At 57.8% G+C, this 20,516-nt stretch carries 22 protein-coding genes and 1 pseudogene; 6 read left to right on the plus strand and 17 right to left on the minus strand.

Annotated elements, in window-relative coordinates; genetic code table 11:
* Positions 1–20 precede the first annotated feature (20 nt).
* Both ACR3FC_RS06865 and ACR3FC_RS06870 read left to right on the plus strand, forming a co-directional pair.
* Positions 21–707, plus strand: coding sequence for a ferredoxin (locus ACR3FC_RS06865; protein ID WP_480474031.1), 687 nt, complete (start codon positions 21–23; stop codon positions 705–707).
* On the plus strand, positions 704–1,201 hold the full coding sequence (locus ACR3FC_RS06870) for a SixA phosphatase family protein (RefSeq protein ID WP_480474032.1): 498 nt from the start codon (positions 704–706) through the stop codon (positions 1,199–1,201). Before ACR3FC_RS06865 ends, ACR3FC_RS06870 begins: the two co-directional genes overlap by 4 nt.
* A 44-nt stretch (positions 1,202–1,245) precedes the next feature.
* Here the strand turns inward: ACR3FC_RS06870 and ACR3FC_RS06875 are convergent, their stop codons facing one another.
* The 17 genes from ACR3FC_RS06875 to rplO all read right to left on the minus strand — a co-directional run bounded on the left by ACR3FC_RS06875 (position 1,246) and on the right by rplO (position 17,159).
* Positions 1,246–2,037, minus strand: a complete 792-nt coding sequence (locus ACR3FC_RS06875; RefSeq protein WP_480474033.1) for an amino acid ABC transporter ATP-binding protein — start codon at positions 2,035–2,037, stop codon at positions 1,246–1,248.
* Positions 2,038–2,049: 12 nt separating this feature from the next.
* A complete protein-coding gene (locus ACR3FC_RS06880; protein WP_480474034.1) occupies positions 2,050–3,354 on the minus strand; it encodes an amino acid ABC transporter permease in 1,305 nt (434 codons plus the stop codon).
* A 1-nt stretch (position 3,355) separates the two neighbouring features.
* Positions 3,356–4,624, minus strand: coding sequence for an amino acid ABC transporter permease (locus tag ACR3FC_RS06885; RefSeq protein ID WP_480474035.1), 1,269 nt, complete (start codon positions 4,622–4,624; stop codon positions 3,356–3,358).
* 128 nt (positions 4,625–4,752) lie between these two features.
* The gene (locus tag ACR3FC_RS06890; protein ID WP_480474036.1) at positions 4,753–5,769 is read right to left on the minus strand and encodes an amino acid ABC transporter substrate-binding protein; all 1,017 of its coding nucleotides are present in this window, start codon (positions 5,767–5,769) and stop codon (positions 4,753–4,755) included.
* 205 nt (positions 5,770–5,974) lie between these two features.
* Positions 5,975–6,682 carry an ATP12 family chaperone protein gene (locus tag ACR3FC_RS06895; protein ID WP_480474037.1) on the minus strand — a complete coding sequence of 236 codons (708 nt, stop codon included), beginning with the start codon at positions 6,680–6,682 and terminating at the stop codon, positions 5,975–5,977.
* A gap of 3 nt (positions 6,683–6,685) precedes the next feature.
* Positions 6,686–7,357 (minus strand): HAD-IA family hydrolase, encoded by a 672-nt coding sequence (locus ACR3FC_RS06900; RefSeq protein WP_480474038.1) that lies wholly within the window; start codon positions 7,355–7,357, stop codon positions 6,686–6,688.
* Positions 7,354–8,397: an RluA family pseudouridine synthase gene (locus ACR3FC_RS06905; protein ID WP_480474039.1), complete on the minus strand. Its 1,044-nt coding sequence runs from the start codon at positions 8,395–8,397 to the stop codon at positions 7,354–7,356. The genes ACR3FC_RS06900 and ACR3FC_RS06905 overlap by 4 nt, the downstream gene beginning before the upstream one ends.
* A 186-nt stretch (positions 8,398–8,583) precedes the next feature.
* On the minus strand, positions 8,584–9,894 hold the full coding sequence (locus tag ACR3FC_RS06910) for a replication-associated recombination protein A (protein ID WP_480474040.1): 1,311 nt from the start codon (positions 9,892–9,894) through the stop codon (positions 8,584–8,586).
* A 3-nt stretch (positions 9,895–9,897) separates the two neighbouring features.
* Positions 9,898–11,283, minus strand: coding sequence for a trypsin-like peptidase domain-containing protein (locus ACR3FC_RS06915; RefSeq protein WP_480474041.1), 1,386 nt, complete (start codon positions 11,281–11,283; stop codon positions 9,898–9,900).
* A 65-nt stretch (positions 11,284–11,348) separates the two neighbouring features.
* Positions 11,349–11,756 carry a glycosyltransferase gene (locus ACR3FC_RS06920; protein ID WP_480474042.1) on the minus strand — a complete coding sequence of 136 codons (408 nt, stop codon included), beginning with the start codon at positions 11,754–11,756 and terminating at the stop codon, positions 11,349–11,351.
* Between the two features lie 109 nt (positions 11,757–11,865).
* Positions 11,866–12,288: a 50S ribosomal protein L17 gene (gene rplQ / locus ACR3FC_RS06925; RefSeq protein ID WP_480474043.1), complete on the minus strand. Its 423-nt coding sequence runs from the start codon at positions 12,286–12,288 to the stop codon at positions 11,866–11,868.
* A gap of 175 nt (positions 12,289–12,463) precedes the next feature.
* The gene (locus tag ACR3FC_RS06930) at positions 12,464–13,480 is read right to left on the minus strand and encodes a DNA-directed RNA polymerase subunit alpha (RefSeq protein ID WP_480474044.1); all 1,017 of its coding nucleotides are present in this window, start codon (positions 13,478–13,480) and stop codon (positions 12,464–12,466) included.
* A 114-nt stretch (positions 13,481–13,594) separates the two neighbouring features.
* Positions 13,595–13,984 (minus strand): 30S ribosomal protein S11, encoded by a 390-nt coding sequence (gene rpsK, locus ACR3FC_RS06935; protein WP_170462414.1) that lies wholly within the window; start codon positions 13,982–13,984, stop codon positions 13,595–13,597.
* A 15-nt stretch (positions 13,985–13,999) separates the two neighbouring features.
* Complete coding sequence (rpsM, locus tag ACR3FC_RS06940; protein ID WP_480474045.1) at positions 14,000–14,368, minus strand: 30S ribosomal protein S13; 369 nt, start codon at positions 14,366–14,368, stop codon at positions 14,000–14,002.
* 201 nt (positions 14,369–14,569) lie between these two features.
* Entirely contained in the window at positions 14,570–15,214 is a 645-nt protein-coding gene (locus tag ACR3FC_RS06945; RefSeq protein ID WP_267363761.1) for an adenylate kinase, read from the minus strand.
* Positions 15,211–16,575, minus strand: a complete 1,365-nt coding sequence (gene secY / locus ACR3FC_RS06950; protein ID WP_480474046.1) for a preprotein translocase subunit SecY — start codon at positions 16,573–16,575, stop codon at positions 15,211–15,213. The genes ACR3FC_RS06945 and secY overlap by 4 nt, the downstream gene beginning before the upstream one ends.
* A gap of 110 nt (positions 16,576–16,685) precedes the next feature.
* Complete coding sequence (rplO, locus tag ACR3FC_RS06955) at positions 16,686–17,159, minus strand: 50S ribosomal protein L15 (protein ID WP_480474047.1); 474 nt, start codon at positions 17,157–17,159, stop codon at positions 16,686–16,688.
* Positions 17,160–17,478: 319 nt separating this feature from the next.
* On the opposite strand from rplO, the gene ACR3FC_RS06960 reads away from it, so the two are divergent.
* The 4 genes and pseudogenes from ACR3FC_RS06960 to ACR3FC_RS06975 all read left to right on the plus strand — a co-directional run bounded on the left by ACR3FC_RS06960 (position 17,479) and on the right by ACR3FC_RS06975 (position 20,446).
* Positions 17,479–18,513: a fatty acid desaturase gene (locus ACR3FC_RS06960; protein ID WP_480474048.1), complete on the plus strand. Its 1,035-nt coding sequence runs from the start codon at positions 17,479–17,481 to the stop codon at positions 18,511–18,513.
* A gap of 21 nt (positions 18,514–18,534) precedes the next feature.
* A pseudogene (locus ACR3FC_RS06965) lies at positions 18,535–18,612 on the plus strand (50S ribosomal protein L23); the annotation flags it as partial.
* Positions 18,613–18,723: 111 nt separating this feature from the next.
* A complete protein-coding gene (locus tag ACR3FC_RS06970; RefSeq protein WP_480474049.1) occupies positions 18,724–19,824 on the plus strand; it encodes a GmrSD restriction endonuclease domain-containing protein in 1,101 nt (366 codons plus the stop codon).
* On the plus strand, positions 19,817–20,446 hold the full coding sequence (locus tag ACR3FC_RS06975; protein WP_480474050.1) for an MAE_28990/MAE_18760 family HEPN-like nuclease: 630 nt from the start codon (positions 19,817–19,819) through the stop codon (positions 20,444–20,446). The genes ACR3FC_RS06970 and ACR3FC_RS06975 overlap by 8 nt, the downstream gene beginning before the upstream one ends.
* The last annotated feature ends 70 nt before the right edge of the window (positions 20,447–20,516 follow it).

The following is a 20,516-nucleotide window of genomic DNA, read 5'->3' on the forward strand; positions in this document are numbered from 1 at the left end:
ACTGCAACAGCCGAGGGAAGATGACAGATTTCGCGCAACCTTCCTCTGTCCCGGATGCGGGAACTTATGGCCGCGTTGAACACGCGGCGCGTCAGGCGGGGTTGATTGTCATGGGCGCGCTGCATCCCCATCACGTGGCAGCCCGGCAACTCGACACGGGCACGCTGATCTTGTTGGGCGCGGGTTCTGATTTTTGGCCTGCTCTGAAAGCCTCGCCCGAATGGCGGGGGCCTGATCCAGTAGACCGCTGGTCAACCAGAGTCGTCGGCCAGATGGCACATGCGTTCGGTGCACAGGCCTATTTCCCCTTTGGTGGTCCGCCCTATGCGCCATTCATCGACTGGGCCCTGAAATCGGGACGCACCTTCAGCAGCCCGGTGGGGGCTTTGGTACATGACACGGTCGGTATGATGATCTCATATCGCGGCGCACTGCATTTCGCCCATGAGTTTGCCATCCCAGAGACACCCGGCGTTTCCCCCTGTGACACCTGCGCCGCCCCGTGCACGACGGCCTGCCCTGTCGGCGCGCTGAACGCGCAAAACTTCTATGACCTTGCAGCCTGCCACGACCATCTTGATACCGCTGAGGGTCAAAACTGCATGACAGGCGGCTGTCTGGCCCGTCTCGCCTGCCCGCTCAGCGTGGGCGCAGGGCGCAACCCCGAACAATCAGCCCATCATATGAAGGCTTTTCATCCGTCATGACCCGCACCCTGATCCTGACGCGACACGCAAAATCCAGCTGGGAAAACCCAGGACTTGCCGATCATGAACGCCCCCTGAACAAGCGCGGGCGCAGGTCGGCCCCGGCCATTGGTGCATGGCTGCGCGAAAACGGCTGGATGCCGGATGAAGTGCTCAGCTCGACGTCTAACCGCACCCGCGAGACATGGGATGGAATGGGGTTAAAGGCCGATAAGGTCCGCTTTCACAAAGCGCTCTACCACGCCGACGCAGAAGACATGTTGCGTGAATTGGCAGGCGCTACGGAACCCGTAATATTGATGCTGGGCCATAACCCCGGCATCGCCGAGTTCGCCAGCCAACTTGTGCGACAGTCGCCGGATCACATGCGCTTTTTAGACTATCCGACTTGTGCAACAACTGTGATGACATTTGACGCCGACAGCTGGTCGGACGTGCGCTGGCATACGGGCACTGTGCTGGGTTTCACCACCGCGCGTGAGTTGCTGGAATAGAAAAAGGCGGGACAAAACCCCGCCTTTCCACCATCTTGAAACGTTCAGTGTCCCAGAATCTGGCTGAGGAACAGTTTGGTCCGCTCACTTTGCGGGTTGTTGAAGAACTCTTCCGGTTCGTTCTGTTCCACGATCTGGCCCGCATCCATGAAGATCACGCGGTTGGCAACCTGACGGGCAAAGCCCATCTCGTGCGTCACGCACAGCATGGTCATGCCTTCCTCGGCCAGTTCGATCATGGTGTCGAGCACCTCTTTGATCATCTCGGGGTCCAACGCCGAGGTCGGTTCGTCGAACAGCATGATGCGCGGTCGCATGCACAGCGAACGCGCTATCGCCACACGCTGCTGCTGACCACCCGAAAGCTGACCCGGATACTTCAGGGCCTGTTCCGGGATCTTGACCTTCTCCAGGAAATGCATCGCCGTTTCCTCGGCCTCTTTCCGGGGCGTCTTGCGCACCCAGATCGGCGCCAGCGTGCAGTTCTCCAGAATGGTCAGGTGCGGGAACAGGTTGAAGTGCTGGAACACCATCCCAACCTCGGACCGGATCTTGTCGATGTTCTTGAGGTCATTCGACAACTCGGTCCCATCCACGATGATCGTACCCTGCTGGTGTTCCTCCAGCGCGTTCAGGCAGCGGATCAGAGTGGATTTCCCCGATCCAGACGGGCCCGCGATAACAATCCGCTCGCCTTGGTTGACGGTCAGATTGATGTCGCGCAGCACGTGAAAGGACCCGTACCACTTGTTCATGTTGGTGATTTCGATGGCGACCTCGTCGCTCACCTGCATTTTGGAACGGTCGATTTCGCGGTCAATTGCAAGTTCAGACATGTGTTGAACTCCTTAACGGTGGCCAGTCTGAAGCTTGCGCTCCAGATACATGGAATAACGGGACATAGAGAAGCAGACGATGAAGAACAGGAACGCGATGAACGCGAACAGTTCCCAATAGATGCCGTTCCAGGCTGTGTCGGCGCGGATGGCAGATGCCAGTCCGATCACGTCGAACAACCCGATAATCGACACCAGCGTCGTATCCTTGAAGATCCCGATGAATGTGCTCACGATGCCCGGAATTGAGATCTTCAGGGCTTGCGGCATGATGATCAGCCTCTGCGCCTGCCAGTAGTTCAGGCCCAGACTGTCGGCGCCTTCGTACTGACCTCGTGGCAGGGCAGCCAGACCACCCCGGATCACCTCGGCCATATAGGCCGCCGAGAACAGGGTCATCATGATCATCACCCGCAGGATGATGTCAAAGTTGGTGCCCGGTGGCAGGAACAGGTTCAGAAGCAGCGACGCCACGAACAACAAGGTGATCAGCGGCACACCGCGAATGAACTCGATAAAGCCAACGCACAGGTATTTGACGATCAGCAGGTCCGACTGACGCCCTAGCGCCAGAACGATACCGATCGGAAGTGAGACACCAATGGCCACAACGCCCAGCAGGATCGCCAGCATGAAACCACCGAACTGACGGCTTTCAACAGCTTCGATGCCAATCGGCAGAACCGAGTCCAACGCGCCCGTGAAATAGCTGGATAGCACCAGCCACCAGATCACTGCGGCAACGACCGCACCGATCATACCCACCAGTTCACTCACCTGCTTGCTGAGAACCGAGTATACGAACCAACCGGCGACAAACCCAAGCGCGGCCGAGATTGGCCCCCAGATGGTTCCGCCCCACATCAGGAACGGCATCAGGAACGGGTAGATTGCCGTGAAGATCAGCATCTTGGTTGGGACGCGATCCGAATACAGAACCGGCGCCAATGCGACCAGCAACAGAACCAGCGCAAGGATCGGTCTCCAGTACAGATGGCTTGGATAGAAGCCGAACAGCAACTGTAACCATCGGTCATTGATAACCGCCCAGCAGGCGTGCCCATGGGTCGACCCCCAGGTGGCCATCATGATCTCGCGGCACTCGTTGAGAGAGTCGGCATTCCACACGGACTGGAAAATCCATGGCAGAACACCTGACAGCACGTAGTAGATCGCATAAAGCGAAACCACCGTCAGGATCGTGTTAAACCAACTTGAGAACAGGTTGTGCTTGACCCATCCCAGCGCACCGACCTCGGAAGCAGGCGGTGCCTGCTCGGGCAGCATTTCCGTGCGGACAAATGAAACATCACTCATATTACCGCTCCACCAGTTTTACACGGTTGTTGTACCAGTTCATCACCCCTGAGATGCTCAGCGAGATGGACAGATAGACCAGCATCAACAGCAGAACACATTCCAGCTCGCGACCGGTCTGGTTCATGGTGATGCCGCCAAGGGTCCCCGTGATGTCCATATATCCGACCGCGATCGCCAGTGACGAGTTCTTGGTCAGGTTCAGGTAGTTCGAGATCATGGGCGGAATGATCACCCGCAATGCCTGCGGCAGGATCACAAGGCGCATGGTCCGGCCCGGGCGCAGACCCAGCGCCGATGCGGCTTCGGTTTGGCCTTTTGAGATGGCCAGGATACCCGCACGAACGATCTCGGCGATGAAGGCCGCCGTGTAAAGCGACAAGGCCAGCCACAGCGCGATCAACGAGTTACGCAAATGTGTGCCGCCGGTAAAGTTGAAGCCTTTCAGCTCAGGGAAACCAAGGTGAAACCCCAGGATGGTGAGAAGGACAATCATCGGCACAAACAGAATACCCAGCTGGATGTGCCAGATCGTCGGACGATCACCGGATGCCTCTTGCTTGGCTTGTGCCCAGGCGGACACCTTGCGCATCGCAAAGATGCTGCCACCAAGCACGATCAGAATGGCGATCAGGTCCAGCGAGATATCGAACCGCAGGCTCGACGCACCGAAGATGTGTATATCACCCAGGCTGCGCGAGAACAGGAACTCCGGGATATAGACCCCGCGATTGGTCACCGCGACAGAATCGAACAGATTCATCGTGGCTTCTGGGTTTTCTCCGCGGAACGCCCTTGGTGCTGGCAGGCTTTCGATCAGAATGGCCATGGCCAGAACGATCCACAGCAGCACAGGTACGTTGCGGAACATCTCGACATAGACGGTCATGATCCGCGCAACCAGCCAGTTGTTGGACAGGCGCAGAACACCAACCAAAACACCGACTATCGTTGCTGTGATACAACCAAGAACCGCCACAACCAGCGTGTTCAGCAAGCCGATAAAGGCCGCGCGCAAGTGACTGTCGCGCGAATCGTATTCAAGCAAGCGCTGGTTGATATCGTAACTGGCCGGTTCTGCGAAAAAGCCGAACTCAACCGGTTTTCCAAGCGCTTCGAGGTTTTGGATGGTATTGGAAATGATCCAGGCTGCCAGAAGCATAAAACCAATCATTGCAATGACCTGGATGGTCGCAGATCGGTACCGCGTATCATAAAGGAGCATGGACAGCCGGAACTGCTCCTTCGGCGGGTCAGTGAGAGTCGTCATGACCTATGTATATCCCCGTGCATCCCGTAAATATGTCGGCAGAGTTGATCCCTGCTCAAAACCGTACGGGCGTGATTCTTATGGATGGAAAAAGGGCGCAGGTTGCCCTGCGCCCTTCTCCGTCGATATTAGCGGAACGGCGGCGAGTACAGCAGGCCGCCTTCGGTCCACTGTGCGTTCAGGCCGCGTGCCAGACCAATCGGGGTTTCTTCACCGATGTTCTTGGCAAACACTTCGCCATAGTTGCCGCCGGCTTTGATCGCCTTGGCTGCCCAGTCAGCGTTCAGACCCAGCATCTCGCCCAGGGTGCCTTCGGTACCCAGCAGGCGGTTGATTTCGGGGTTTTCGGTGCCAGCGGCCAGTTCATCGATATTGGCCGAGGTTACGCCCAGTTCTTCAGCCGAGATCAGCGCGTTCAGAGTCCAGCGCACAACGTCGCCCCACTCGTGGTCGCCGTGACGGACCAGCGGGCCCAGCGGCTCTTTCGAGATGATTTCAGGCAGCAGGATGTGATCACCGGGGTTTTCGAATGTGGCGCGGGTTGCCGCCAGACCCGAAGCGTCGGTGGTGTAAACGTCACATGCGCCAGCCAGATACTGCTGCTGTGCTTCGGCGTTGGTTTCGATCGGAACCGGTTCGTAGCTGATGTTGTTCGAACGGAAGAAATCCGCCAGGTTCAGCTCGGTTGTGGTGCCGGTCTGGATACAAACGGTTGCGCCGTCCAGTTCCTTGGCCGAGCTTACGCCCAGCGCCTTGGGAACCATAAAGCCCTGACCGTCATAATAGTTCACGCCAGTGAATTCGAACTTCAGGTCGACGTCGCGGCTGAAGGTCCAGGTGGTGTTACGCGCCAGCATGTCGATCTCGCCCGAAGCCAGAGCGGTAAAACGTGTCTTACCGGTGGTCGGAACGAATTCTACCGCGCTTGCGTCGCCCAGAACAGCAGCAGCAACGGCGCGGCACAGCGATACGTCAAAGCCCTGCCATTCGCCATTGGCATCGGGAGCAGCAAAGCCAACCAGACCGGTGGTCACGCCACAGTTCAGCTTGCCGCGCGCTTTAACGTCGTCAACGGTCCCTGCCACGGCTGCGCCAGCAGCAAGACCGGCAATCGTTGCCGCGCCCAAGATTACGGATTTTTTCATTTTTACCTCTTCCTGATTTCCCGCCCCATCAGAGGCGGCTCTGCCCGGCAAGTGGATGCCGGATAGGTTACTCCAAAGGTGTCTCCCCTTTAGTGGCACTGAGTTTGGGCGTATTCATAAACAAACGTCAAGGGTCGGATCATCGAAAACGATGGATCAGACCCCAACCAATTTGAACATTTGGCCAAAAATCGGAAAATAAGGATCAAACCGACATATCAAAGAAGCGTTTAGCATGCAGAAACGCGGCTTTCTTCGTTTCGGCGACCACATGGGCCTCGTCATCGTGACCCCATTGTTCGACCTGCCAGGTTTCGTCCAGCCGCGAAATGCGCCAAATTTCGGCTGGTTCGCGCCAATCCATGGCCGCCGCAAACCCGAGAATCAATGACCCCGACAAGCTGACCAGATCGTGGAACGCCGCCAGTTGAAACGCATCCAGCGCGTGGACGCGAGCACGCAGCGCCGACAGGGCAGCGGCAGATTGCGGCTTGTGCAGCACACCGATAACCGGCTGCAAGCGAGCAGACAGCGCAGCCTCGGCCCAGTCGAGTGCCGGGTCCCATTCGGCGCTTTGACGTTCCTGCAACTCTGTTGGATGTGTCGCCCGATAGCACAGCAGATCAGAATCGCCGTAATCCGCAAGCATATCGGCAACTTCCCCGTACTGGAACCGAACCTTGTCGATTGCCGCATTCGCCGAACGGGTGCATGGCATTGTCGACGGATCTACCTCTTTCTGCTGGGCATCCCATTCTGCCGCAACCGCTTCGGCCATGGCGCGGGTCGGCAGGATCAACGCCGCTTTGGCAGGGGTCTTGACGCGGCGGCCATCCAGTTCAACCGTAAACCCGCCGTCGACTTCGGTGATCCGGCTTTCCTTCCAGAAGCGTTTCGGTTTCCAGTCGCTCATGTTTCAGTTCCATATCCCGGCCAGCGCATTGGGCAACTGGTCAAAGGTCTCAATCACGCAGGTGGCCGAGGTCAAAGCAGACCGATCATGGTACCCCCATGCCACGCCGATGCCGCGCACCCCTGCGGCTGCGGCCATGTCCATGTCATAGCTTGTATCGCCGACCATCACCGCGCAGTCGGGTTCGACACCGGTCTCGGCCAACGCGGTCTGCACCATGGATGGATGCGGTTTCGACGGATGGTGGTCGGCAACCTGCCGGGTGACGAAGTAGGGCTCAAGCCCATGCACTTCGATCAACGCATCAAGCCCGCGCTGGGATTTGCCGGTTGCCACCCCAAGAAGCACTTCGGGCACGGCGTGCAAGGCTTCAATCGCCTCTCTCGCACCGGGATAGAGCGGAGAGCTGGCCGCGCCCAAATCCAAGCGATGCGCGTGATAGGCTTCCTTATACCCTTCAACGAGATCGTTCTGGACCGAGGAAGGTTGGTCCGGCACCAACCGTGCGATAGCATGCGGCAGGGACAGCCCGACGATGGACAGGATCACCTCTCGCGTCGGTACAGGGACCGAAGCGGCCTGAAAGCTGGTGGTCATGGCGTGAACGATACTGCCCTGACTGTCGACCAGAGTGCCATCTACATCAAACAGAACCAGCCGCAGGGGTGCGCTCATTGCAGCGCCTCAAACGGGTCGTCGGCGGCCAGATCCTCGGTCCAGCCGAAGGTGTCCCAGCTGTGTTTCATATGTTCCGGCAAGGGCGCTGTCACGATCACAGGTTTGCGCGTTATCGGATGCAGGAATGACAGTCGCCGCGCGTGCAGATGCAGCTTTTTGCTGATGATCCCACCCAGTTGCGCGCCCCAGCCATCACCCAGGTTTTCCTGCCCCGAGCCACCGTATTTGCCGTCGCCGATGATCGGATGCCCGATCGCTGCCATATGCGCGCGCAGTTGGTGGGTGCGGCCCGTGATTGGCTCCATCGCGACCCAAGCGGCGCGCCCGGCCACACGGTAGAGGGTCGCATAATGTGTATGTGCCCGTTTCGCACCGGGGGTGCTGTCGATCTCGTTCATATGGACGGGGATCATCTTTTCACCCTCGCCGTGCGCGCCATGACCAGCTGCTTTCACAAGACCCGTCTTGATTTCACCCAGATATGGCGTGGGAACACCTGCAACCAGCGCCCAGTAAATCTTGCGCGTGTCGCGGTGACGGAAAGCGGCTGTCAGCCCCTTTGCGGCTTCGCGCGTGCGGGCCAGCAGCAGAACACCTGACGTGTCCTTGTCCAGGCGGTGAACCAGACGCGGGTTTTCGTCATACCCAAACCGCAACGCCTCGGACAGGCTGTCGACATGCCGGGTCTGCCCGCTGCCGCCCTGAACCGGCAGGCCCTGCGGCTTGTTCAGGGCCAGAATGTGATCATCACGGTAGATCACGCAGGACTGGATCATCTTGGCATCCGCATCCGAGATACGATGCCTGACCTCAACCGGTTTGTGATCAGGCCCCGGCAACGGCGGCACACGAACCACCTGCCCGACCTCCAATCGGGTCGAGGCCTTGGCCCGGCTGCCATCCACGCGCAGTTCTCCCTTGCGGCACATCTTTTCGATGCGGCCCTGGCTGACATGCGGGAACAGGCGGCGCAACCAGCGGTCCACACGCTGATCGCCGTCCCCTTCAGCGACTGTAATCATCTGTACGCCACTCATGCCATTGCCCCTTGCGCCGCGCGGGTGATCCGCCCGGATTGTGTCTTTGTCCGTGTCCCAGAAATCATGGGGGTCTCTCGCGCGCAACGCGGCAAGAGTCAAGGTATCAGACAGGAACCTTTAGTGTTCGAGGGGGCTCAGCGCCGACCGCCACTCCTCGGCGCAGTCAATACATTCCCAGCCAGCCTAGCTGTTGCGCTGGGTCCGAAGCTTGGCGAAGTAATCGAGGCGCTTTTTCAGCTCACGCTCGAACCCACGCTCGACCGGTTGATATAGAACCGGGCGTTTCATCGTTTCGGGGAAATAGTTCTGACCGGAAAACCCGTCTTCGGCGTCATGGTCATACGCGTAGCCGGCACCATATCCCTGATCCTTCATCATTGATGTAGGGGCATTCAGGATATGTTTGGGCGGTGGCTCGCTGCCCGATTGCTTGGCCAGCCGCATCGCTGCCTTATAGCCGACATAAGCACCGTTGGATTTCGGGGCCAGGGCCAGATAGACCAGCGCCTGCGCCAGCGCCAGTTCACCTTCGGGGGAGCCGAGCCGCTCATACGTTTCCCAGGATTGCAGGCAAATGGCCTGTGCCTGCGGATCGGCCAGGCCGATATCCTCGACCGCCATCCGTGTGATCCGACGCGCCAGATAGCGCGGGTCTTCGCCCCCTGTCAGCATTCGCGCGAACCAGTACAGCGCCGCGTCCGGGTCGGACCCGCGTACCGATTTGTGCAGGGCTGAAATCAGGTTGTAATGTTCATCGCCCGACTTGTCATATTTCGCCGCCCGCCGCATCAGCCGCGTCGACAGCGCGTCCGTGTCCAGTGGCGCATCCACCTTCCAGGCCGAGACCTGTTCGATCAGGTTCAGCAACGCCCGCCCGTCACCATCTGCCATTTCCTGCAACGCATCGCGGGCTGCGGGTGTCAACGGCAACGCGCGGCCCAGCTCTTTTTCGGCGCGCTGGGTCAGGCGTTCAAGATCGGAAAGGCCAAGCCGTTCCAGCACCAGAACCTGCGACCGGCTGAGAACAGCGGCGTTCAGCTCAAAGGACGGGTTCTCGGTCGTTGCCCCGACAAGAAGGATCGTGCCGTCCTCCATATGCGGCAGAAAACCGTCCTGCTGTGCCTTGTTGAAGCGGTGAATCTCGTCCACGAACAGCAAGGTCCCCTGCCCATTCTGACGCCTGATCTTGGCCGCTTCGAAAACCTTCTTCAAATCCGGCACACCGGTGAAAATCGCACTGATCTGAACGAAATGCAGATCGGTTTCCTGCGCCAGCAACCGTGCGATCGTCGTCTTTCCGACACCGGGCGGCCCCCAGAAGATCAGGCTGGACAGACTGCCCGACGCCAGCATGACCCCCAGCGGCGCATTCGGGCCAAGAACCTGTTCCTGACCGATGACCTCGGCAAGAGTCTGCGGGCGCAACCGGTCCGCCAGGGGACGGTGTGGCGCAGCGGTGGGTTCCGTTGGCCCGGTATCGAACAGATCGCTCACGGGTTACAGCCGGAACCGCAATGAGACTGACCGGCCACCGCGCAGAAGACCCATCTGCACACGACGACCCGGATCTGTCAGCGCATTCTCTACATCCCCAGGACGTTCGATGTCATTGGAATTGATGCTTTCAAGAATATCCCCCGATCGCAAACCCGCGCGTCCACCATAGGGGCCGGGATCAACAACAACGACACCTGTCTGGGACAGTGGCAAGCCCATGTCAGAGATCACCGAAGGGTTGACGCGGGACACCACCAGCCCCGGCAGGACAGTGTCTTCATCCAATGTCGTCTCTTCAGCCGCCGGGACTTCGGGCGCTTTGATCAGTGCCACCTCAACCTCTTCGCTCTGGGTGCCACGCAGCCGTGTCAGAACCGATGTTCCCCCAACCCCTGCGACAGACATGCGAAACTTCATCTCGGCAGGTGAGTTCACTTCGTCCCCGTCCACATGGGTCACGACGTCCCCCACCTTAAGCCCCGCCTCGCGCAGCGGGCTAAGGTCATGCAGGTCCGAGATGACAACACCCAGTGGGATGGCAAGACCAAGGGATTCAGCAATATCCGCGCTCATATGCTGACCGGTCATGCCTGCCCAAGGGCTGACAAAACTGTCATTGCCTTGCTGTGCCTGTTTCAGGAACTCGGCCACAAGATTTGCGGGGATGGCAAAACCGATGCCATTCGACCCGCCCGAGCGTGTCAGAATAGACGTGTTGATCCCGATCAGGTCCCCGTTCATATCAATCAGCGCACCGCCGGAATTCCCCGGATTGATCGCTGCATCTGTCTGAATGAAATACCCGCGCGCATTGCCCGTCGCCGTTCCTGTACGCGCCAAGCCCGAGATGATACCAGAGGACACCGTCTGCCCCACCCCGAACGGGTTGCCGATGGCAAGGGCCAATTCGCCAACCTCGACCTGATCGGAATCGCGCAGGGTCAGGTAGGGCAGATCTTGCGCCTCTTCCAGAAGCAGGATCGCAATATCGCTTTCTTCGTGCCCCAGTACAACCGTGGCAGAAAACTCGCGCCGATCGGTTGTCACGACCCTGATCTCGGTCGCCGAGCCTACAACATGGTAGTTGGACACAACGTAACCATCTTCAGACAGGATGACCCCGGAGCCCAGCGAGTTCTGAACCCGCGGCTGCGGTGTTCCCAGGCTGCCGCCGAAGAAATCCCGAAAGAACGGGTCCGAATAAAACGGGCTGGCCCGCCCCTGCCGCACGATCTTGGCGTAGATATTCACCACCGCAGGCGAGGCCTTTTTGACCACCGGAGCAAAGCCCAGAGAGATTTCGGACTGTGATTGCGGGACGCGGGTTTCGGCAAATGCTGGCAGGGCCATGACAAGCATAAGAGAAATAATGGATGCGCGGATCATGGGGGCTCCGGATTAGATCATCCTTGGGATATGCGGGGCAAAGGCGATAAATGCAAGCCGCGCGCTCAGCTTCGGCGGCGCAGGAACTTGAGCCCGGACCAATCGGCGTCAACCGCGCAAACCTGCACGTCGACCCAGCCCAGCGGCAGGATTTCACCGCGCAGCATATCCTCGGTCACACCTGCGTGCAGTGGCGAAGATTTTTTGGCCCAGGAGACCCACAGCATTCCTCCGGGCCGTATGTGGGCAATCTGCTCAGCCGCCATTTCGGCGATCTGGTCCGGGTGGTTCAGGAACATGTGAACCGCATCCGCGAGATCGGCTACGGGGTCGAACAGAACACCGTCGGCACCCGCTGTCAGGTTTGCATAATGGGCAGGGGCGTTGAGTGTACGGACCGTGTATCCGGGTTTGAATCCCAGTTTCGCCCAGAGCGGTTTGCCCGAGTATCCTGCTGCGGGTTCACTTGCCATAACAGCCTGAACTTATGGCGCAAATCGAATGAAGGCAATTGGTTAGCTGAGGCACAAAAAAGCCCGCCCGATTGCTCGGGCAGGCGCATCAGGTCGATGACCGTTGTGCTTATTCTTCGGCTGCGGCCTCTTCGGCGGCAGCGCGGGCTTTGTCCGCGGCGCCTTTGGCATCGATGTCGCGATCGACGAATTCGATGATCGCCATCGGAGCCATGTCACCATAGCGGAATCCGGCTTTCAGGATGCGGACATAACCGCCCTGACGCTCAGCATAGCGGGGGCCCAGAACTTCGAACAGCTTGGCGACGTCTTTGTCTTCTTTCAGCTGTGCTGCGGCCTGACGGCGGGCGTGCAGGTCGCCGCGCTTGCCCAGAGTGATCAGCTTTTCGATGATCGGGCGCAGTTCTTTTGCTTTGGGCAGAGTTGTCTTGATCTGCTCATGTTCGATGAGCGAGCCAGCCATGTTTGCAAACAGAGCCTTGCGGTGCTCATGAGTACGGTTCAGGCGGCGGTAACCACGTGCGTGACGCATTTTTCAATTCCTTCTTTCGCGTTTTGCTTTGTCCGGCCTCCGATGCGTGTCAGAGGCTCACCTTGGGGCGGGATTGCCCGGATTGTACGTTTTGTACCGGCTTTCAGACCCCATTGGCCCGAAATGTACAAAACCTGCGACGGCAGGTGGACCCCGCCGCCGCAGCCGAAGATGCTTAGAATGCGTCTTCGAATTTCTTTGCCAGATCTTCGATGTTGTCGGGCGGCCAATCCTCGACATCCATGCCGAGGTGCAGACCCATGCCGGACAGCACTTCCTTGATCTCGTTCAGCGACTTGCGGCCGAAGTTCGGGGTGCGCAGCATCTCGGCTTCGGTCTTCTGGATCAGGTCGCCGATATAGACGATGTTGTCGTTCTTCAGGCAGTTTGCCGAACGGACCGACAGTTCCAGCTCGTCCACTTTCTTGAGCAGCAGCGGGTTGAACTCCAGACCATCGTCTTCGTCCTGACGGTTTGCCGATTCCGGCTCGTCGAAGTTGACGAAGATCGACAACTGATCCTGCAGGATGCGCGCGGCGTAGGCCAGTGCGTCATCGGGAGTGATCGAACCGTCGGTATCGATCTTCAGGGTCAGCTTGTCATAGTCCAGAACCTGACCTTCGCGGGTCGGCTGCACGTCATAGGCGACTTTCTTGACCGGCGAATAGATCGCGTCGATCGGGATCAGGCCGATGGGCGCATCTTCCGGCTTGTTCTTTTCGGCCGAAACGTAACCCTTACCGGTGTTGACGGTCAGCTCCATGAACAGGTCGGCGCCGTCGTCCAGGTGACAGATGACGTGATCGCGGTTCAGAACCTCGATACCTGCGCTTTCGCTGATGTCACCTGCGGTAACGATTGCCGGACCTTTGGCATTGATCGACAGGCGCTTGGGGCCTTCGACTTCCATGCGCAGGGCAACCTGCTTGAGGTTCAGGATGATGTCGGTGACGTCTTCGCGCACGCCTGCAACCGAGGAGAACTCGTGCAGGACGTTGTCGATCTGGACGCTGGTGATGGCCGCGCCTTGCAGCGAGCTCATCAGGACGCGACGCAGGGCGTTGCCCAGGGTCAGACCAAAACCACGCTCCAGCGGTTCGGCAACCAGAGTCGCCTGACGCGCAGGGTCGTTGCCCGGCTTGGCTTCCAGCTGGGTCGGCTTGATCAATTCTGCCCAATTCTTGTGGATCATGTAATCCCTCCATTCCTGCCCGCGCCCCATGACCAACAAGGTGCAGACGCCCGAGGTTCAAAATGACGTGCTGGGGCCGTGTAAAAACACAGCCCCAGCTTAATTTCAGATCGCTTAGACGCGACGACGCTTCGGCGGACGGCAGCCGTTGTGAGCAATCGGGGTCACGTCACGGATCGACGTGATGTTGAAGCCCACGGCAGCCAGTGCGCGCAGAGCCGACTCACGACCCGAACCGGGGCCCTGAACTTCGACTTCCAGCGTCTTGACGCCATGTTCCTGCGCTTTCTTGCCTGCGTCTTCCGCAGCCATCTGCGCGGCATACGGGGTAGATTTCCGCGATCCCTTGAAGCCCATGGTACCGGCAGACGACCACGAGATGGCGTTGCCCTGTACGTCCGAGATCAGGATCTTGGTGTTGTTGAAGGTCGAGTTCACATGGGCAACGCCCGATGCGATGTTCTTGCGCTCTTTGCGCTTGATGCGAGTCTTATCGCGTGCCATCAGTCAGACCCTCCCTTATTTCTTCTTACCGGCAATGGCCTTTGCGGGGCCTTTGCGGGTACGAGCGTTGGTGTGGGTACGCTGACCGCGAACCGGCAGGTTGCGGCGGTGACGCAGACCGCGATAGCAGCCCAGGTCCATCAGACGCTTGACGTTCATCTGAACTTCGCGACGCAGGTCACCTTCGACGGTGTAGTTGGCGTCGATATGTTCGCGGATGGCCAGAACTTCGGCATCCGACAGTTCATTGACGCGGCGGTGCGATTCAATGCCCACGGCTTCGCAGATCGCGTTGGCCGAGGTGTTGCCGATACCGGTGATATATGTGAGGGCGATTGGAACCCGCTTTGCAGTCGGGATGTTTACGCCGGCAATACGTGCCACGTGTCACTTTCCTTTTTGTTGCGGTTCCGTAACTCCGGAACCTTTTTTCACAACACTTTACCGTGGCAGTGACGCCAGAGGGTCCAGTATTATTCGAGGTGGTCGGGGCAATTGGGACGAATCCCGCATGCAGTCTTGATTCCCTTTAGGGATGGGGGTCGATATGGGCTTTTGGTGGGGCCGTCAAGCCCCAACTTTCGGTCAACCCAGTATCGCCTCGATCGACGCGGTGACTTCCTTGATATCCGCCAGCCCATTCACCGGACGCAGATCGCCCTTGGCGTAGTAATAGCCAATCAGCGGCGACGTCTTCTTGTAGTATTCCATCAGGCGCGTGCGCAGGCTGTCTTCGTTGTCGTCGGCGCGGCGTTGGAAATCATTTTCCTTGCCGCAATTGGTGCATTTACCATCTGCCGGGATCGGTTTGGTGTTGTCGTTATAGACCTCACCACAGCCACCACAGGTCGAACGCGCCGTGATCCGGCCCACCAGCGCGTCGTCATCAACGCGCATCTCGATCACGGTGTGCAGCGACTGGCCCAGCTTGGCCAGCAAAGCGGCCAGAGCATCGGCCTGCGCCAGCGTGCGGGGAAAGCCGTCAAAGATGAAACCGGCCCCTGTTTCGGTGGTCAGTTTCTCTTCGATCAGGCCGATCACGATTTCATCGGTGACCAGCTTGCCCGCGTCCATGATCGCCGCAACCTTCCGGCCCATCTCGGTGCCCGAGGTCTTGGCTTCGCGCAGCATGTCGCCCGTGCTGAGCTGCACCATGCCACGTGTTTCCACCAGGTGACGGGCCTGCGTTCCTTTCCCAGCCCCCGGGGGGCCCAACAGAATGATATTCATCGACGAGAGGGTCCCTTCCTGCCGCGTTTCTTGCTTTTGCCGCGCAGTTGAGACTTTTCGATAAGCCCTTCGTATTGATGCGCCAGAAGATGGCTCTGAACCTGCTGGATCGTATCCATGGTCACGGAGACGATGATCAGAACCGAGGTGCCGCCGAAATAGAACGGGATGGCAAACTGGTTGCGCAGAATCTCGGGCAGCAGGCAGACCAGTGCCAGATAGGCCGACCCCAGAACCAGCACGCGGTTGACCACGTATTCCAGATACTCGGCGGTTTTCTTGCCCGGACGGATACCGGGCACGAACCCGTTCTGCTTTTTCAGGTTGTCCGCCACATCATCCGGTTTGAACGACACGTTGAACGTGTAGAAATATGCAAAGAACACGATCATCGACGCGAAGAACAGCAGATACAGCGGCTGTCCGGGGCCGAAATTGGCCAGCAGCCACGACATGACCGGCCCATTTGCCGCGCCCGACGAGAAGGTCGAGATCGTCACCGGCAGCAGCAGCAGCGAGCTGGCAAAGATCGCCGGGATCACGCCCGCGGGGTTGACCTTGACCGGCAGGTGGCTGGAGCCGCCTTCGTAGATTTTCATCCCGGCCTGACGGCGCGGGTACTGAATATGGATCTTTCGCAGCGCCCGTTCCATGAAGACCACGAACATGATGACGGCAATCACCATCACGATCACGCCAACAATCACGGCGGGGCTGATTGCGCCCGAACGGCCCGACGCGAAGAACTGCGCCAGGGCGGCGGGGACCTCGGCGATGATGCCGACGAAAATGATCAGAGAGATACCGTTGCCGATGCCGCGTGCGGTGATCTGCTCACCCAGCCACATCAGGAACATGGTACCGCCAACCAGTGTGATCATGGTCGACATGCGGAAATACAGCCCCGGATCGGTCGCCAGATCGCCAGATTCCAGCGAAACGGCCAGACCATAGGCCTGGACGGTGGCCAGCGCCACGGTGCCGAAACGGGTGTATTGGTTGATCTTCTTGCGGCCCTGCTCGCCCTCTTTCTTGAGCTGTTCGAGCGCGGGAACCATCGACGTCAGCAGCTGCACGATGATCGAGGCCGAGATATAGGGCATGATGCCAAGGGCAAAGATGCCCATTCGGCCAAGCGCCCCGCCCGTAAACATCGAAACCATGCCGCCGATGCCCTGCCCCGCCTGCTCCATGAACTCGCGCAATGCTGCTCCGTCGATCCCCGGCACCGGAATGAAGGTGCCCAGACGATAGACGATCAGCAAACCCAGCGTGAACAGGATGCGGTTGCGCAGATCGGTGGCCTTGCCAAGGGCAGCCCAGCTTGTGTTGGCTGCCATTTGTTCTGCTGCTGATACCATAAAGTCGGTCTCTCTTATGCAAACGCCGCCCGGAACCGTTTTCCGGCTCGGACGGCGTCTTGGAAAACTCTGAAGTCTATGTAAGCGGGTCTTTGCCCGCTCACAAGCGCTTACTCTGCCGCAGCGGCTTTTGTGACTTTCAGTGAACCGCCCGCTTTTTCAACTGCCTCGACAGCAGCTTTCGACGCACCGGTCACTTCCAGATCAACCTTGGCGCTGATCTCGCCTTTGGCCAGAACGCGGATACCGTCCAGCTTGCGGCGGACCAGACCGGACGCAACCAGAGCGTCTTCGGTGATCGCAGCCTTGGCGTCCAGCTTGCCGGCTTCGACGAATTTCTGGATCAGGCCCAGGTTGATGACGGCGAATTCCTTGCGGTTTGGCTTGTTGAAGCCACGCTTGGGCAGACGCTGGTACAAGGGCATCTGACCGCCTTCATAGCCCTTGATGGCCACACCCGAGCGGGATTTCTGGCCTTTGATACCACGGCCACCCATTTTACCTTTGCCGGAACCCGGACCACGGCCAACGCGGGTGCGTTTTGGGGCGGCGCCAGGATTGTCGCGCAATTCGTTCAGTTTCATTTCGCTTCTCCTAAGCCGGATATGACCCCCGAAGCGTGATGGGCCAAACACGGCATTTCTTGGTTTTGATTCTCGCGGCCAAAAAGCCACCGCAGGCGTATAGGCCCGATGGCAGGGCTTGGCAAGACTGTAGATCGCCAGCCGCTTGTCATGACCGGCAAAAGCCCCGGGACCGGCCCCGCGGGTGAACCCAAAAGGACACCTTCACCGGGGTCTGACCGAAAATCGAGCACGAAATATGGCGATTTTGGCAATTATCGCTTGCCATGACCGGGCGGTAGTCTATCCGGATTGCCACAAACAAGAACTTGGCAGGCGCATGACTGAAACCACACTCTCGACCCGGAAACAGCCGGAGACTACCGCTGCACGTGACTGGGTAACAACGCTTGCCAAATATCGCGAACCCGACCAGCTGCGCAGCGCGTTTGAGCTGGGCGTCAGTGTCATCCCCTTCTTCGCGCTCTGGGCTTTGTCCTGGATTTCGCTGTCGGTCAGCTATTGGCTGGCTTTTGCGATTTCCGTTCTCAACGCGGCCTTTCTGTTGCGCCTGTTTGCCATCCAGCATGATTGCGGGCACGGCGCGTTCTTCAAGAACCGGACGGTCAGTGACTGGGTTGGACGCTCGATCGGAGTTCTGACGCTGACACCTTATGATGTCTGGCGCCGCACGCATTCCACACATCACAACAGTTCCGGCAATCTGGGCAAACGCGGGATGGGCGATATCCACACCCTGACCGTGGCCGAGTATCAGGCGAAAACCCCGATGAACCGGTTCTGGTATCGTGTGTATCGAAACCCGATCACCCTGTTCGTCTTTGGCCCCGGATATCTGTTCCTGTTTCAGAACCGCCTTCCACTGGGTCTGACCGACAGCGTCCGGTTCTGGGTCAGCGCGATGGCCACCAATCTTGCCATTCTGGTTGCGCTTGTGGCCATCTACTATTTTGGCGGGCTGATGCCGATGGTGCTGATCTTCCTGCCCTCGACCCTGATTGCCGCCACCGCCGGGGTATGGCTGTTCTATGTGCAACACCAGTTCGAGGACACGCATTGGGACGCCGATGAAGACTGGCAGTTGCACGAAGCGGCGCTGCACGGAAGCTCTCATTATATATTGCCGTCCGTGTTGCAGTGGTTCACCGCCAATATCGGTATCCACCACGTGCATCACCTGTACAGCCGCATTCCGTTCTATCGCCTGACCGAAGTGCTGCGCGACCATGATGAGCTGGCCAACAGCAACCGGATGACCATCCGCGAGAGCCTCGCCAACGCGCGCCTGCACCTGTGGGATGAGCAAAGCCGCCGACTGCTGTCCTTCGCCGAGGCCCGCGCGCTTTATGGGTGAGGGGTGTTCCGCAGCTAGCAGGGCCGTCGGAAAGACGTCAAGAAATCCTATGTGACCCTGGAAGAGGGTAACACCATCGACGTGAGCACCGATCTCTGATCGAACCCGTCTTTGGAGAGAGTTGAAGGCCCTCGCGATCGCGGGGGTTTTTTTGTTGCGGGGGACTTAACGTCCAGTAATATCCGGACAATCAAAGGTTGAGGTATTTAGATGCTTAAGTCTGAAATTGAAGTCGCTAAGCGAACTGTCAACACCGACAGTGTTCAGATAACAATTGGCGAAGTTGGGAACATGTATTCTTCAGGCGAGTTGAATATTCTCCCTGACTTTCAGAGGCTTTTCAGGTGGACGAATGAGCGAAAATCCAACTTCGTCGAGTCTATTCTTGTGGGTATCCCTGTCCCACCCGTGTTTGCTTACGAAAACGAAGACGGCACATGGGAGCTTATAGATGGCCTGCAGCGAACCAGTACCCTACTAGAGTTCATGGGGCTGTTGAAAGACGTAGAAACGGGTGAATCACTTCGCTCCAAGCTTCAAGCGACTAAATACTTAGCTTCATTGGATAATGTGGTTTGGGAGAAAGAAGAGGACGACGAAGTTCAACTCGATAAAGCACTTCAGCTCTTCTTTCGCAGGGCACGCATCGAATTTCAAATCTTGAAGCACCCAAGTGATCCAAAAACAAAATACGATCTCTTTCAGCGTTTGAATCGCGGCGGAGCTTATGCCAATGAGCAAGAAGTGCGAACTTGCGCGATGGTTCTTGCAAATAGCGACTTTACCAAGGAAATTCGCGAATTTGCGAAGAGCCCTGAATTCAATTCTGTATTCAAGATTAATGATGCTCAGGCCGAGACCCAAAGAAACATAGAGTATGCTGTCCGACTACTCGTGCATATCTTCAAAGATTTTGACCGAGATCTCGATGTGCAAGAGTTTTTGGACCATGCCATTGTAGACATACTTGCGAGTGAAGACATGGCGAAAGCTATGGGAACCGTTTCATGGACTGTGCAGATGTTGTACAACGTTGCTGGTGATGACGCACTGATACCTCCAGCCAATGCGCCAGACGGTATTGCTCCACGTTTTTCCTTGAGGGCACTAGAAGCAATTGCCGTTGGCCTTGGGCGGAACAAAGAAGCAATCGAAGCATTGGCCAACTCAGAAAAATACATAACAGACAAAATTGCAGATTTCTGGCACCAGCCCGAAGTGGTGCCTATGAGTGCATCTGGACTGAGGGGAACCGTCAGATTGCAGCGGACTGTCCCGTTCGGAGCGCAATGGTTTAATCCTAATGTCTAACTTGGGGGCATTCTTCGATGAGATCGACGGAGCTCGACTCAGGCGGGCGAAGGAGTTGTCAGAAGTCAAAAGGTCTTTCAAGTACGCTGCATCCGGAGACGTCTATGGAGTAAAATCCAAGGCGGTTGTTGTATTGTCTTATGCCTGCTGGGAAGGTTTTTACAACGAATGTGTTAAATCATATTTGGGCTTCCTTAAATCAAGTGGCAGAAAGGTTCGCGACAAGGATTGGAGTTTGCTAGTTGGTGCGTTGAGCAGTGATTTTGACCGTGTCAGGGATCGAAACCACTCTCTTGAAGCTCGACACGGATTTGTGGCTAAATTGAAGAGCCAGATCGATTGTAGTTACGACAGTGTCGATGAAAAGATCGTGATGGCGCGTTCCAATCTTGATTTTTCACGCTTGTCTGAAAACTTCGGTTTGTTGGATTTTGATCTTGCTAGAATGCAGAGATTTCGGAATCGAATCGATAAAGAATTGGTGGGTTGGCGACATTCAGTTGCGCACGGTGACTCTCCAGATCTTACAGCAATGGATGTGGATGCGCACGTTGATTTTGCAGCGGCTTTATTGTTGGAGGTTGCTGACCTCTTTCAAGAAGCGATGCTAACAAGGGTTTAGTTAACGGTTTCCTTGGTGCACAATAATCGAGGAGAAGCTATAGACACCCACCCCCAACACTGCTACATGC

It is taken from the genome of Ruegeria sp. AF3 (assembly GCF_056536285.1).